The sequence below is a fragment of the Stenotrophomonas sp. P2112 genome (genome assembly GCF_041897515.1).
In the GTDB taxonomy this organism is placed as follows: domain Bacteria; phylum Pseudomonadota; class Gammaproteobacteria; order Xanthomonadales; family Xanthomonadaceae; genus Stenotrophomonas; species Stenotrophomonas sepilia.
In genome coordinates this window covers 1,756,042-1,770,552 of the sequence record NZ_CP169216.1, presented here as the reverse complement: position 1 = coordinate 1,770,552, position 14,511 = coordinate 1,756,042, and the positions used below count along the sequence as shown (strand labels likewise).

At 67.5% G+C, this 14,511-nt stretch carries 11 protein-coding genes; 6 read left to right on the top strand and 5 right to left on the bottom strand.

What is annotated here, in order from left to right; all coding sequences use genetic code 11:
* Positions 1-12: 12 nt before the first annotated feature.
* From secD to queA, 4 genes are all read right to left on the bottom strand, one after another.
* On the bottom strand, positions 13-1,869 hold the full coding sequence (gene secD / locus ACEPA4_RS08315) for a protein translocase subunit SecD (protein ID WP_065185183.1): 1,857 nt from the start codon (positions 1,867-1,869) through the stop codon (positions 13-15).
* A gap of 61 nt (positions 1,870-1,930) precedes the next feature.
* Entirely contained in the window at positions 1,931-2,275 is a 345-nt protein-coding gene (gene yajC / locus ACEPA4_RS08310) for a preprotein translocase subunit YajC (protein WP_005416201.1), read from the bottom strand.
* A 134-nt stretch (positions 2,276-2,409) separates the two neighbouring features.
* Positions 2,410-3,540 (bottom strand): tRNA guanosine(34) transglycosylase Tgt, encoded by a 1,131-nt coding sequence (gene tgt / locus ACEPA4_RS08305; RefSeq protein WP_014646826.1) that lies wholly within the window; start codon positions 3,538-3,540, stop codon positions 2,410-2,412.
* A 176-nt stretch (positions 3,541-3,716) separates the two neighbouring features.
* On the bottom strand, positions 3,717-4,784 hold the full coding sequence (gene queA, locus ACEPA4_RS08300) for a tRNA preQ1(34) S-adenosylmethionine ribosyltransferase-isomerase QueA (RefSeq protein ID WP_065185185.1): 1,068 nt from the start codon (positions 4,782-4,784) through the stop codon (positions 3,717-3,719).
* A gap of 210 nt (positions 4,785-4,994) precedes the next feature.
* On the opposite strand from queA, the gene ACEPA4_RS08295 reads away from it, so the two are divergent.
* Both ACEPA4_RS08295 and ACEPA4_RS08290 read left to right on the top strand, forming a co-directional pair.
* Positions 4,995-6,491 carry an aminotransferase class III-fold pyridoxal phosphate-dependent enzyme gene (locus ACEPA4_RS08295; RefSeq protein ID WP_065185186.1) on the top strand — a complete coding sequence of 499 codons (1,497 nt, stop codon included), beginning with the start codon at positions 4,995-4,997 and terminating at the stop codon, positions 6,489-6,491.
* A gap of 345 nt (positions 6,492-6,836) precedes the next feature.
* The gene (locus ACEPA4_RS08290) at positions 6,837-7,430 is read left to right on the top strand and encodes a TIGR00730 family Rossman fold protein (protein WP_005416197.1); all 594 of its coding nucleotides are present in this window, start codon (positions 6,837-6,839) and stop codon (positions 7,428-7,430) included.
* A gap of 19 nt (positions 7,431-7,449) precedes the next feature.
* Here the strand turns inward: ACEPA4_RS08290 and ACEPA4_RS08285 are convergent, their stop codons facing one another.
* Complete coding sequence (locus ACEPA4_RS08285; RefSeq protein ID WP_065185187.1) at positions 7,450-10,290, bottom strand: EAL domain-containing protein; 2,841 nt, start codon at positions 10,288-10,290, stop codon at positions 7,450-7,452.
* A gap of 247 nt (positions 10,291-10,537) precedes the next feature.
* On the opposite strand from ACEPA4_RS08285, the gene ACEPA4_RS08280 reads away from it, so the two are divergent.
* Genes ACEPA4_RS08280 through ACEPA4_RS08265 form a run of 4 tightly spaced genes read left to right on the top strand, consistent with a single transcriptional unit; the run spans position 10,538 to position 14,450 of the window.
* Positions 10,538-11,056, top strand: a complete 519-nt coding sequence (locus ACEPA4_RS08280) for an RNA polymerase sigma factor (protein ID WP_229298213.1) — start codon at positions 10,538-10,540, stop codon at positions 11,054-11,056.
* Positions 11,053-12,048, top strand: coding sequence for a hypothetical protein (locus ACEPA4_RS08275; protein ID WP_065185188.1), 996 nt, complete (start codon positions 11,053-11,055; stop codon positions 12,046-12,048). Before ACEPA4_RS08280 ends, ACEPA4_RS08275 begins: the two co-directional genes overlap by 4 nt.
* Before the next feature lie 40 nt (positions 12,049-12,088).
* Positions 12,089-12,685 (top strand): YigZ family protein, encoded by a 597-nt coding sequence (locus tag ACEPA4_RS08270; RefSeq protein WP_164093638.1) that lies wholly within the window; start codon positions 12,089-12,091, stop codon positions 12,683-12,685.
* Entirely contained in the window at positions 12,678-14,450 is a 1,773-nt protein-coding gene (locus ACEPA4_RS08265; RefSeq protein WP_374083026.1) for an ABC transporter transmembrane domain-containing protein, read from the top strand. Before ACEPA4_RS08270 ends, ACEPA4_RS08265 begins: the two co-directional genes overlap by 8 nt.
* Positions 14,451-14,511: the final 61 nt, after the last annotated feature.

The window sequence follows — 14,511 nt, the reverse complement described above, 5'->3', positions numbered from 1 at the left end:
CGTGTCGTCCCGTCAGATGGCCACGTTCTGGAGCTTCTTGCGACGGCCGTAGATCAGCGTCGCCAGCGCACGCGACACGGTGATCGCGGTGAACATGGAGGCGAAAATACCGATGATCATGGTCAGCGCGAAGCCCTTCAGCGGACCGGTACCGAATGCAAACAGCGCCACGCCGACGATCAGGCCGGTCAGGTTGGCGTCGAGGATGGTGCCCGAGGCACGCTCGTAACCGGTCACGATCGCCGTCTTGCCCGGCACACCGGCTCGCAGCTCTTCACGGATACGCTCGTTGATCAGCACGTTGGCGTCCACCGACAGGCCGACCGACAACGCCAGGCCGGCAAAGCCCGGCAGGGTCATGGTGGCACCGAACAGCGACATCACCGCCACTACGATCAGCAGGTTGAACAGCATCGCTGCCGAGGTGATCACACCGAACATGCGGTAGTACACGCTGAAGAACACCAGGGTGAAAAGGAACGCGAACACCACCGCGCGCATGCCGTTCTTGACGTTCTCGGCGCCGAGGCTCGGGCCGACCACGCGCTCCTCGACGAAGTCCATCGGCGCAGCCAGCGAACCCGACTTCAGCAGCTTGGCCAGGTCTTCGGCTTCCTTCTTCTGCAGGCCGGTGGTCTGGAAGTTCTTGCCGAACACGCCGTTGATGTTGGCCACCGAGATCACTTCCTCGTTGACCTTGAAGCCACGCACTTCCTGGCCGTCGACGACGGTCACGGTCGGCACGCGCTCGGTGTAGACCACCGCCATCGGCTTGTTCACGTTGGCGCTGGTGAAGTCGAACATGCGCTGGCCACCGACGTTGTTCAGCGTCACGCTGACCGCCGGCGAGCCGCTGTTCGAATCGGTCACCGCCTGCGCACCAACCATCTGGTCACCGGTGACGATCACGCGCTTGTTCAGCAGGATCGGGCCACGGCCGTCGCGCTGCTGGTAGACCTTCGCTTCCGGCGGAATGCGGCCGGAGTTGATGGCGTCCTGCGCATTGCCTTCAACCACCGCACGGTATTCCAGGGTGGCGGTGGCACCGATCATGCGCTTGGCTTCGGCGGTGTCCTGCACGCCCGGCAGCTGCACGACCACGCGGTCGGCACCCTGGCGCTGGATGATCGGCTCGGCCACGCCGAGCTGGTTCACGCGGTTGCGCAGGGTGTTGATGTTCTGCTCGATGGCGCCGTTGGCGATCTGCGTGATCTCGGTCTCCGGCACGGTGACCGTGATGCGGTTGCCGCTGACGTCATAGCCGAGGGTCGGCTGCGCCTTGACCAGCGCGGCGCGGGCGCGCTGCGCGGCGTCATCGCCGGCGGATGGGCTCAGGTTGGCCACGATGCTGTTGTCGGCGCGGCGTTCCACCGACTGGTAGGCGATGCGCGCGTCACGCAGGGTGCTGCGCACGTCTTCGGTATAGGCATCCAGGCGCTTGTCGAGGGCAGCCTTCTGGTCGACCTGCAGCACGAAATGCACGCCGCCCTGCAGGTCCAGGCCCAGCACCATCGGGCGACCGCCGAGGTTGGCCAGCCAGTCGGGCACGGTCGAAGCCAGGTTCAGCGCCACGGTGTACTTCTCGCCGACGGTGTCACGCAGGACGTCGCTGGCAGCGGACTGCGACTTCAGGTCCGACAGGCGGACGATCAGGCTTTCCCCTTCCTTGTCGGCACCGATGGTGGCGATGCCGGCCTTTTTCAGGTCGGCCAGCACACGGTCGCGCAGCGCATCGTCGATCTGCCCGCCACGGTTGGCGGTGATCTGGATGGCCGGGTCCTTCTGGTAGATGTTGGGCAGCGCGTACAGCGCGCTGAGCGCCAGTACGATCAGGATGACGACGTACTTCCAGCGTGGAAATTCGAGCATTGCTTGGGTCCCGCGCGGCGCCATCCCCGGCGCCGCGGTTGTGCTTCGGAAAGGGAGTGGCTTACTTGGCCGAATCCAGGGTGCCGGTCGGCAGCACGCTGCCGACAGCGCCCTTCTGCACGCGGATGCGCACGTTGTCGGCCACTTCGACGGTGATGAAGTGGTCGCCGATGTCGGTGACCTTGCCGGCGATGCCGCCGTTGGTCAGCACTTCATCGCCGCGCTTGATCTTCTCCAGCATGGCCTTGTGCTCCTTCTGCCGCTTCATCTGCGGGCGGATCATCAGGAAGTACATGATGGCGATCAGGATGATCGGGAACAGCAGCGTGGTCAGGCCCATGCCCTGCGGTTGGCCGCCGGCGGCCTGGGCGTGGGCGGCGGGAATCAGGAAAGCAAGCAGGTTCATCGTTGGTCCTTTGGTTGGGCGGCGCTCCCGTCCCTTGAGGGGCGGGGGTGTCGACCGCGGATCTGGGTCAGCCTTGAAGTATGCCACGGCCCCGGGCGTTCGTCCTTGGGCCGTTCGGCAGGGGGGCGCCGGGGTTACAGCGGCGGGGCCACCGCTCCGCGTGCCGCGTAGAAGGACTCGCGGAAGGCCAGGAAGGTTCCCGCCTCGATCGCGGCACGGATGTCGGCCATGAGCTTTTCGTAATAGAACAGGTTGTGCAGGGTGCCCAGCATCGGCGCCAGCATCTCGTTGCAGCGGTCCAGGTGGCGCAGGTAGGACCGGGTGTAACCGCCGGTGCAGGCCACGCAGCCGCAGCCCGGCTCGATCGGGTCCATGTCCCGCGCGTACTGGGAATTGCGGATGCGAACGGTGCCGAACGAGGTGAAATAGTGGCCGTTGCGCGCATTACGGGTCGGCATCACGCAGTCGAACATGTCCACACCGCGCGCCACGCCCTCGACCAGGTCCTCCGGCCGGCCCACGCCCATCAGGTAACGCGGGCGGTCGCCCGGCAGCTCCGGATCCAGGTGGTCGAGCATGGCATTGCGCTCGTGCTCCGGCTCGCCCACGGCCAGGCCGCCGATGGCGTAGCCGTCGAAGCCGATCGCCTGCAGGGCGTCGGCCGAGCGGCTGCGCAGGTCGGTGTGCACGCCCCCCTGGACGATGCCGAACAAGGCCGCGTCGTTGCCCAGCTCGTCATGCGCGTTGCGGCTGCGCTGGGCCCAGCGCAGGCTCAGCTCCATGGAACGGCGGGCAACGTCTTCGGTGGCCGGATACGGGGTGCACTCGTCGAAGATCATCACGATGTCCGAATCGAGCACCTTCTGGATCTTCATGCTCTCCTCGGGACCGAGGAACACCCGGGCGCCGTCGGTGGGCGAGGCAAAGGTCACGCCCTGCTCGGTGATCTTGCGTCGATGGGCCAGCGAGAACACCTGGAAACCACCGGAGTCGGTCAGGATCGGTCCATCCCAGCGGCAGAAGCCGTGCAGCCCGCCGTGGTCGGCGATGATGTCCAGGCCGGGGCGCAGGTACAGGTGGAAGGTGTTGCCGAGGATGATCTCGGCGCCCAGCGCCCGCACCTGGTCCGGCAGGATGCCCTTGACCGAGCCATAGGTCCCCACCGGCATGAAGGCCGGCGTTTCCACCGTGCCACGCGGGAAGGTCAGGCGGCCACGGCGGGCACGGCCATCGCGGGTCTGGAGCTGGAACTGCAGTCGGGACATGGAGCGGTCATTCGGGCAAATAGTTGCTCATTGTCTCCCAAAACCGGCTCGACCGCCCATTCAGGCCTGAACGGCACGGCAGTAGAGCCACGCCATGCGTGGCTTTCCTGGTCTCCAGGCACCTGCAAGTGCGCACCAACGGTGCGCACCCACCACAAGCAAGCAGAGGTCAGCCCCTACTCCGCCTGCGGGAACAGCAGCATCGCGTCGCCGTAGCTGAAGAAGCGGTAGCGCTGCTCAATCGCGTGCCGGTAGGCCTCGAACACGCGGTCCTTGCCTGCAAACGCCGAGATCATCATCAGCAGCGTGCTTTCCGGCAGGTGGAAATTGGTCACCATCGCGTCGACGCTGCGGATGCGGTAGCCCGGGGTGATGAAGATCTGGGTCTCGCCGGCGAACGGCAGCAGCTCGCCATCGCGCATCGCGCTTTCCAGCGCGCGCACCACGGTGGTGCCGACGCCGATCACCCGGCCGCCGCCGGCGCGCGTGCGCCGCACCTGCTGCACCAGTTCGGCGCCGACGTTCAGCCACTCGCGGTGCATCACGTGGTCCTTCAGGTCATCGGCGCGCACCGGCTGGAAGGTGCCCGCACCCACATGCAGGGTGACGTGGCCGAACTCCACGCCCTTGTCCTTCAGCGCCGCCAGCAGCGGCTCGTCGAAATGCAGGCCGGCGGTCGGTGCTGCCACCGCGCCTACCTCGCGCGCGAACACGGTCTGGTACCGCTCGCGGTCGTCCACGCCCGGCTCGCGCTGGATGTAGGGCGGCAACGGCAGGCGGCCGGCATGCAGCAGCCACTGCTCCAGCGACTCCGGCACATGGAACTGCAGCACGTAGAACTCGCCATCGCGGCCCAGCACCTCGGCTTCGCCACCGGCATCCAGCGCGATGCGACTGCCGGCCTTCGGCGACTTGCTGGCGCCGACCTGCGCACGCGCCTGCTGACCGCCGAGCAGGCGCTCGATCAGGATCTCCACGCGGCCGCCGCTGGCCTTCTGCCCGAACAGGCGCGCCGGAATCACCCGGGTGTCGTTGAACACCAGCAGGTCGCCCGGCTGCAGCAGCGACGGCAGGTCACGCACCTGCAGGTCGGTGAAGGCGGCAGGTGCCGGCGGTACCAGCAGCAGGCGGCTGGCGGAGCGTTCGGCAAGGGGAGCCTGCGCGATCAGTTCAGCCGGCAGGTCGTAGTGGAAATCGGACTTCTTCAAGGCGGTGGGCGGCAACAGGTCGACAATGGCGCGCATTGTACGTCCAGCGTCTGCGAGCCGGCGCACTTCGCGGCGAACGTCGCGCAAAATGCTGCTATGCAGCAGGTTTCTGCGGGGTTATCGCGCAAAAAAACAAGTGCTAGCATCGAACCGGAAGTCCGCTGCACGAGCCTGCCCCAAGCGCGCGTGATGACGCGCGTTTTGCTTTTGATGGCCCGTGCGACCCATTGTTTCAGGAGATCTGCAATGAGCTTCATCGAACGCCTCGCCCCCCTGCGCAACCAGCCCGGCACCCGCCTCACTACCGGCCTGGACGATGCCACCCTGACCGCCCTGTCCGCCAACCACCCGCAGCTGATCGCCGCAGTGGACGCCGCCGCCGAGGAATTCGCGCGCGTGCAGGCCGACCTGGGGCCGCTGCTGGCACAGGACGAACAGGCACAGATCGACGCGATGCAGGACGGATTCGTCAATTTCTATGCCGATGACGCGGTGACCCCCTACGTGGCGCTGGCCGCGCGCGGCCCATGGGTGGTCACCCTGAAGGGCGCCGTGCTGTACGACGCCGGCGGCTACGGCATGCTCGGCTTCGGGCACACCCCGGACGCCGTGCTGGAAGCCATGGCGCGCCCACAGGTGATGGCCAACATCATGACCCCCAGCCTGTCGCAGCAGCGCTTCATCACCGCCCTGCGCGCCGAGATCGGCCACCGCCGTGGCGGCTGCCCGTTCGCCCGTTTCATGTGCCTGAATTCCGGCTCCGAAGCCGTCGGCCTGGCCGCGCGCATCGCCGACGTCAACGCCAAGCTGCAGACCGATCCGGGTGCACGTCACGCCGGCGCTGCGATCAAGCGCGTGGTGGTCAAGGGCAGCTTCCATGGCCGTACCGACCGCCCTGCCCTCTATTCGGATTCCAGCCGCAAGAGCTACATGCAGCACCTGGCCAGCTACCGGGGCGAGGACTCGGTGATCACCGTGGCGCCGTACGATGAGGCCGGCCTGCGCAAGGTGTTCGAGGATGCCGCGCGCAACCAGTGGTTCATCGAAGCGGTGTTCCTCGAACCGGTGATGGGCGAAGGTGACCCGGGCCGTTCGGTGCCGCCGTCGTTCTATGCCGTTGCCCGTGAGCTGACGCGTGCACACGGCAGCCTGCTGCTGCTGGACTCGATCCAGGCCGGCCTGCGTGCGCATGGCGTGCTGTCGGTGGTCGATTACCCGGGCTTCGAAGGGCTTGACCCGCCGGACATGGAGACCTATTCCAAGGCGCTCAACGCCGCGCAGTACCCGCTGTCGGTGCTGGCGGTGACCGAGCATGCTGCGCAGCTGTACCGCAAGGGCATCTACGGCAACACCATGACCAGCAACCCGCGTGCGCTGGACGTCGCCTGCGCCACCCTGGCACAGCTGACCCCACAGGTACGCGCCAACATCGCCGAGCGCGGTGCCGAGGCCGTGCGCAAGCTGGAACAGCTCAAGAGCGAGCTGGGCGGCCTGATCACCAAGGTGCAGGGCACCGGGCTGCTGTTCTCGTGCGAGCTGGCCCCGCAGTTCAAGTGTTATGGCGCCAACTCCACCGAGGAATGGCTGCGCCAGCACGGCATCAACGTGATTCACGGTGGTGAGAACTCGCTGCGCTTCACCCCGCACTTCGGCATGGACAGCCAGGAGCTGGACCTGCTGGTGGCCATGGTGGGCCGTGCCCTGCGTGAAGGCCCGCGCCGCGAGCAGGCCGCGGCGGCGTAAGCCATCGCTTCGGTAGAACCGGAGGCAGCGGCAGGAGCCGCTGCCAACGTCGCTGGCGACGGCCCGAAGGGTGATGGTCAGGACGACCGGCATCGCCTTGCTTGGCTGACGCCTTTGCCGTGATCTGAACGAAGGGCAGCCGAGCCCGGAACCATCCCCCCGGAACGGAGGGCTCCGCGCGCATTGCGATGCGAGGTGGTGCAATGGCACCGCCGGTTAAACGCGGCGCGGCTCGGCGCTACAGAAGGCCTGTCAAGGCCTCATAATCCACTGACACCCCGTCTCTGACCGCCCTGCGGTCGGCGACGGGGCGTTTTCGTTTCCGGCCAAGAGACAGGAAGATCCATGAAATCGATCTGTGTGTACTGTGGTTCCAACGCTGGCAGCAAGCCGGCCTATACCGAACGCGCCATTGCACTGGGCGACCGCATTGCCCGCGATGGCCTGCGCCTGGTGTATGGCGGCGGCAACGTTGGCCTGATGGGTACCGTGGCCAACGCCGTGCTCGCCGCTGGCGGCGAGGTGACCGGCGTGATCCCGCGCCAGCTGGCCGACTGGGAAGTGGCCCACCGCGGCCTGACCGAACTGGAGATCGTCGGCTCGATGCATGAGCGCAAGTCGCGCATGTTCGACCTCGCCGATGGCTTCGTTGCCCTGCCCGGTGGCTTCGGCACCATGGAAGAGATCTTCGAGATGCTGACCTGGCGCCAGCTGGGCATCGGCAACAAGCCGTGCGCGTTCCTCGATGTGGAAGGTTTCTACGCGCCGCTGATCGGCATGATCGACCGCATGGTGGAAGAGCGTTTCCTGCATCCGGACCAGCGCCAGGACCTCTGGTACGGCTCGGACATCGAGGAAATGCTGGTGTGGATGCAGAACTACCAGCCGGCCCAGGCCTCGAAGTGGATCGACGAGAAACGTCGCTCGGCTCTGCGCTGAAGCGAACCGTCGCGGTGGCTCACGCCAGCGTCCGTGCCCACGGTGCGGGACGGCCCAGCAGGTATCCCTGGCCATAGTCGCAACCGAGTTCGCGCAGTGTCTGCCGCTGCGCCTCGGTCTCGATGCCTTCGCCAATGGTTTCGATGCCCAGGGTGCGGGCCAGTGACAGCACGCCTTCGACCAGCGCGCGCGTGCTCTGCACTTCCGGCCCGTGCAGGCCGGCGATGAAACTCTGGTCGATCTTCAATGTACTGATCGGGAATCGGTGCAGGTAGGACAGCGCAGAGAAGCCGGTACCAAAGTCGTCCAGCTGCACCTGGATGCCACGCTCGCGCAGGCCCTGCAGGATGCGCAGCGTGTGCGGCGCATCGTCCAGCAGCGCGACCTCGGTAATCTCCAGCCGCAGCCGGCGCGGATCGGCGCCACACGCGTCGAGCAGGCCGAATAGGCGGTCGCTGAACTCGGCCGAGCGGAAATGGCGCGGCGAAACGTTCACCGAGACATAGCTCTGCCCACCTTCGGCCAGGCGCGCGATGACCTGCTCGTAGATCAGCCAGTCGACCTGTTCGATCAGGCCGCTTTCCTCTCCCAGCTCCAGGAACGCGCCGGGCAACAGCAGGCCACGACGCTCGTGCTGCCAGCGGAGCAATGCCTCATGTCCCACCACTTCGCCATCGGACAGGCGCACGATCGGCTGGAAGAACGGAACGAAATCACGGTTGTTGATCGCGCGGCGCAGATCGGCTTCCAGGTCGAGGCTGCGCATGGCCTGTTCACGCATGTCCTCGTCGAAGATCGCGCAGCGGTCATGGCCCTGCGCCTTGGCCCGGTACATCGCCGCGTCCGCATCACGCAGCAGCTCCTCGCCGGTACGGTAGCGCGGATTCCACAGCGCGATGCCCAGGCTGCCGGACGGGAACAGTTCGCGGCCGGCGATCCACATCGACTCCTGCAGTGCCAGCAGCAGGCGCTGGCCGAAATCCAGTGCCTGTGCCAGGCCCTGCGGGCATTGCAGCAGTACCGCGAATTCATCACCGCCCAGCCGTGCCACCACATCATCGGCACCGGCCATCGATACGATGCGCTTGGCCACCTCCACCAGCATGCGGTCACCCGCGGCGTGGCCGATGCTGTCGTTGACCAGCTTGAAGCGATCCAGGTCGAGGAACAGCACGGCGAACACCGGCCCACCCTCGCGCTTGGCCAGCGCCAGCGCATCCTGCAGGCGATCGAGCAGGTGCAGCCGGTTGGGCAGGCCGGTCAGCGCATCGTGCATGGCCTGATGGGTCAGGCGTTGCTCGGCCCGCAGGCGCTCGCCGATCTGGCCGAGCAACTTCTCGTTGACCTCGGCCAGCTCACGCGTGCGTTCCTCCACGCGCTTTTCCAGTTCGGCATGCGCCAAACGCAGCCGTTGCTGGTCGCGCTGGCGCGCCAACCCGGTTCCGATGTTCTGCGCAACGAACGTCAACAGCCGCTGATCGTGCACGCTGAACGTACTGTTCTCGCTGTAGCTCTGCACCACGATCGCACCGACCACCTCGTCATCGCGCAGCAGCGGCACGCCCAGCCAGCAATGCGAGCGCGCGCCGGATTCACGCACCTCGCCACTGGCCAGCAGCGCATCGATCTGGGCGCGTGAGGCCAGTAGGGGCCGCCGGTTGCGCACCACGTATTCGGTCAGGCCGCGACTGAACGGACGAGGTGCACGGCTGGCATTGTGCTCGTCCACCGAATAGACGAAGTCCAGGCCGTTGCCGCTTCCGTTCACCAGCGCGATATAGAAGTTGCGCGCATCGAGCAGGCGCCCGACCACGCCATGCACCTGCCCGTAGAACTGGGCCAGGCTGTCGGCCGACATCGCCATTTCGGCAATGTTGTACAGCGCGGTCTGCAGTTGCTCGGCGCGCCGGCGCTCCGCCACTTCATCCTGCAGGCTGTGGTTGGCGCGCTGCAGTTCCAGCGTACGCCGCTCCACCTGTTGCTCCAGCCGGACCTGCGCCTGGCGCCGATCCATCGCAGTCTGCACGTGCTGCGCGACAAAGCCCAGCAACGCCCGCTCGGCCTCGCCATAACGGGCCGCCAGCTCATAGCTCTGCACCACGATCGCGCCGCATACCCGGCCATCGCGCAGCATCGGCACACCCAGCCAGTCCAGGCTTTCGGGGCCACGCTGCGGGTCGTGCTCCTGCTCGACCACGCGCGCCAGCAGTTCGCGCGAGGGTCCGCTGAGCGGCTTGCCATGGCGCAGCAGCGCGACGGTCAAGCTGCGCGGCATCTCGGCGGCGTCATGGCTCTGCGTCGGGTCGGCGACGAAATCGTCGACCTGGTCGGCGAAGTACAGGAAGCGGATCTGGTCACGCACATCATCGTATTCAACGATGTAGCAGTTCTCGGCATACATCAGCGTGCCGAGCACGCCGTGCACGTGACGCAGCATCTCCGACATCTCCAGATCGGCGCCGGCCAGATCGGCGATCTGGAACAGCGCCTGCTGCAACCGTTCAGCTTCCTCCAGCGCCTTGATCTGCCCGGCCTGGCGGCCACGCTGCAGTGCCAGTTCCATGGCCTGACGGGCCAGCCCCCACCACGCCGCAGAAGGCACGGCGCCTTCCACCGACAACTGCAGGCGTGCACCGTCATGTTCCCAGCCATGGGAGCCCTCGCCGATGCCCGGCGCAGTGAACGCGCCTGCCGCCCCGTCGGCCGGCCATCCGCCCTGACCACGCCCGAGCTGCGGGTCGTCCCAGCCGACGCGGACCAAGGCCGTTTCCGGCAAAAGCGCATGCAACGCGCGCACCAGCGCCGTGCTCAGCACGGCCTCGTGTGGTGGCTCTTCCGCCGGTTCAGCATGCGTGGACAAATGACAATCTCTTGGCGCCGTCGATGCGTCGCCTCCCCTGAGCCGACGAGCATAGCGCGCCACCCGGGGGGCAATGGAAGCCCGTAAACCCCGAATCGTGCGCCCGTACGTTTTTCCTGCTGTCTGCAGCCCCTTCCGAGCCATGACCCTCGCCCTGCCCGCCCCTGCCACCCGCTATGCGCCATCGCCTGCAGGCCTTACCCTGTACGCCGTGGAAGCCAGCGCACTGCCAACCGATGAAGCCTTGATGCTGGCCTGGGCCGGCGGCGACCTGCGCGCGTTCGAAAGCCTGTATGCGCGCCATCGCAAGCGACTGTTCGGTTTCCTGCTGCGCCAACTGCGCGACAACGCGCTGGCCGAGGAGATCTTCCAGGACGTCTGGCAGCGGGTGATCAGCGCCCGTGCCGGGTGGCAGCCCGAAGCAGCGTTCAGCACCTGGCTGTTCCGCATCGCCCACAACCGCCTGAACGACCATTGGCGCGCCGCCCGCCATCGCCCTGCCGCACCGGCCGACGCCGACCTGCGCCTGGCCGCGATCGAGGACGGGCAGACCCCGGAAGCCGAACTTTCCGAATTCGAACAACGTCGCCGCATCCAGCTGGCGATGGAGCAATTGCCGCCGGAGCAGCGCGAAGTGCTGCAACTGCGGCTGGATCAGGAACTGAGCCTGGAGGAGATCGGCCAGATCACCGGCGTAGGCCGGGAAACCGTGAAATCGCGGCTGCGCTATGCGATGGACAAGCTGCGTGCGGGATTGAACGCATGAACCGAGACGAACCGCTGACGCCGGAAGAACGCGAGCTGGCCCGGCTGCTCGGCCGTCGCGCCGAGCAGGCACCACCGGCCGCACTGGACGCCGCCATCCTGGCCGCGGCACGTGCCGCGGTTGACGCTCCGGGTACCGATGTTGTTGCCTCTCCCGAGGCGCCGCGCAAGCAGCGCACAGGCCCGCGTTGGCCAGCGGTGTTCGGCATCGCCGCTTCGATGGTGTTCGCCATTGGCATCGCCTGGCAGCTGCGTCCTGAACCGCCACCGGTTCCGGCGGGCGAGACTGCTGTTGCCGCAGCACCGGCTGCGGCAGAAGACGTCGCGGCTGCCGATCAGGCCGCTGGAAGTGGTTCAGCCGACAGCGCAGTGGCGGTTGCGGAACCAGCCGCTGCTCCGGCAGCACCCGAGTCCGCCCCTGTTTCCGCTGCCCCGGCACCGGCCATCGCGCGTGCGCACAAGCCTGCGCCGGCCAAGACCGCTGAAGCGCCGGCCCAGGCTGCACGGTCCGTGGCCACAGATGCGGCCGCCGACACCTCCTTTGCGGCGCTCCCGCCCGCTCCGGCTGCAGCACCGCCAGCGCCACCTGCACCGGCCGCCTACTCGGCACCCGCACCCGCACCGGCATTCGCGCCAGCAGCGTCCGGGGCAATGAAAGCACGCACGGCCGCAGCACCGGCAACCAATGCCGCCGAGGCCGAGCGGACGCAGGCGCTGGATCGGGTGGAGATCACCTCGATGAAGCGTGAGGCGCCCAGCCGTTCCGCACCGGGCATCATGCGCCGCGGCAGCGACGCGGGCCTGAGCGCGGATGCCGTGCAGGCCGAGGTGGACGCCGACGCGCGACTGCCGCGTCGGCAGTGGCTGCAGAAGATCCGCGCGCGACGCGACGACGGCCAGCGCGATCTGGCCCGCGCCAGCCTGGAGCGCTACGTGCAGCAGTATCCGGAAGCCCGCCTGCCGCGCGACCTGCGCCCGTTACTGGACGACTGAAGCAGAACGTGACCTCCGGCGACCCCGTAGAATGACGGGAATGCTCGATACCCTCGCCCAGCCTGTCAGCCACACGCTGGAAGTCAAACACAGTCGTTTCATCGCCCATGCTGCGCCGATCGACAGCGCCGCAGCGGCCATGGCGATCCTGCAGCAGGTTGCAGCAGCCGACGCGACCCACAACTGCTGGGCCTACCGGTACGGCCGGGACTACCGCTCCAGCGATGATGGCGAGCCCGCTGGAACGGCCGGACGACCGATCCTGGCGGCAATCGATGGCCAGGGTTTCGACCGTGTGATGGTGGTGGTGACGCGCTGGTTCGGCGGCATCAAGCTGGGCGCCGGTGGACTGGTGCGCGCCTACGGTGGCGCTGCCGCCGAGTGCCTGCGCACCGCCCCCCGCCTGCCCCTGGTGGCGATGGCCCGGCTGCAGCTGCTGGCCGGCTTCGAGGACCTGGGCATCCTGCACGCCACCCTGCCCGCCTTCGGCGCCGGGAAACTCGATGAACAGTTCGATGCCAACGGCGTGTGCCTGCGGGCCGAATTGCCGGCCGATCAGGTCGATGCATTGAAAATCCGCCTGCGCGACGCCACCCGTGACCGTATCCGCATACAAGACGACACCCAGGATGACTGACAAGGACGACGCCCCTGCCTCGACCCCGCCGCTGCGCCGCCTTGGCAGCCTGCGGACGTTGTGGCCGTTCGTGCGCCGCCACAGCGGGTTGTTCACCGCCTGGCTGCTGGCCCTGGCGGTCTCTTCGGCCGCCACGCTGAGCCTGCCCCCCGCCGTGAAGCAGATGATCGACCACGGCTTCACCAGCGGTGGCCAGATCAACCGTGCCTTCGCCCTGCTGATGCTGGTGGCGGTGGTGCTGGCACTGGCGACGGCCGCACGGTTCTTCTTCGTGTCGCTGCTGGGCGAGAAGGTCGTCGCCGACCTGCGCAGCCGCCTGTACGCACACCTGATCCAGCTCGGCGCCGGTTTCCACGACCGCAGCCGCAGCGGCGAACTGGTCTCGCGCCTGACCGCCGACAGCGAACTGCTGCGCAGCGTGGTCGGCTCGACCATGTCGGTCGCCCTGCGCAGCAGCGTAACCGTGGTCGGCAGCCTGGCGATGCTGTTCGTCACCAGCCCTCGGCTGGCCGCGTGGTCACTGCTCGGCATCCCGCTGGCGGTGCTGCCGATCATCGTCGGCGCGCGCAAGCTGCGTACGGTTGCGCGCAGCAGCCAGGACCGCATCGCCGATGCCAACAGCCTGGCCAGCGAGATGCTGGGCGCCGTGCGCACGGTGCAGGCGCATGCGCGCGAGCCCTATGAGCGCGGGCGCTTTGACAAGGCGCTGGGCGATGCCATCGGTGCCGCACGCCGGCGCATCGGTGCGCAATCGCTGGTTACCGCCAGTGCCATCCTGTTGGTGTTTGGCGCCATCGTTGGCGTGCTGTGGCTGGGCGCGCACGATGTCATCGACGGCCGCCTCAGTGCCGGCACGCTGGGCCAGTTCGTGTTGTACGCGCTGATCGGCGGCGGCTCGGTGGGCGCCCTGGCCGAAGTGTGGAACGAGCTGCAGCGTGCGGCCGGTGGCATGGGCCGTATCGGCGAGCTGCTGCAGGAAGACATCGAGATCCGTGCGCCGGCGCAGCCGCACGCACTGCCGCAACCGCTACGCGGCGAAATCCAGTTCGACGACGTGGTGTTCCACTACCCGCAGCGCCCGGACCAGGCCGCGCTGGACCACTTCAACCTGCATGTCCGCCCGGGTGAGACCGTGGCCCTGGTCGGCCCGTCGGGCGCAGGCAAGAGCACGGTGCTGTCGATGCTGCTGCGCTTCCACGATCCGGCCAGCGGCCGCATCTGCGTGGATGGCATCGACGTGCGCCAGGTCGATCCGGCCGAGCTGCGCGCGCAGCTGGCACTGGTACCGCAGCAGCCGACGCTGTTCGCAGCCAGTGCACGCGACAACATCCGCTACGGCAGGCTGCAGGCCCGCGACGCCGAGGTCGAGGACGCCGCACGTGCAGCAGAGGCCGATGGCTTCCTGCGGGCATTGCCGCAAGGCTACGACAGTGAACTGGGCGAGCGCGGCGCACGCCTGTCCGGTGGCCAGCAGCAGCGCGTGGCGATCGCCCGCGCGTTGCTGAAGGATGCGCCGATCCTGCTGCTCGATGAGGCCACCAGCGCACTGGATGCGCAGAGCGAGCATGGCGTGCAGCAGGCACTTGAGCGGCTGATGGCCGGTCGCACCACGCTGGTCATCGCCCACCGCCTGGCCACCGTGCTCAAGGCCGACCGCATCGTGGTGATGGACCAGGGCCGTATCGTCGCCGAAGGTACCCATGCGCAGCTGCTGGCCGAAGGCGGACTGTACGCTGAACTGGCACGACTGCAGTTCATCGATTGATGACGGCCGGCTAACATCGGCAAGACCAAGCTGGCCGCGCACCCGCAGCATCCGCTGAAGG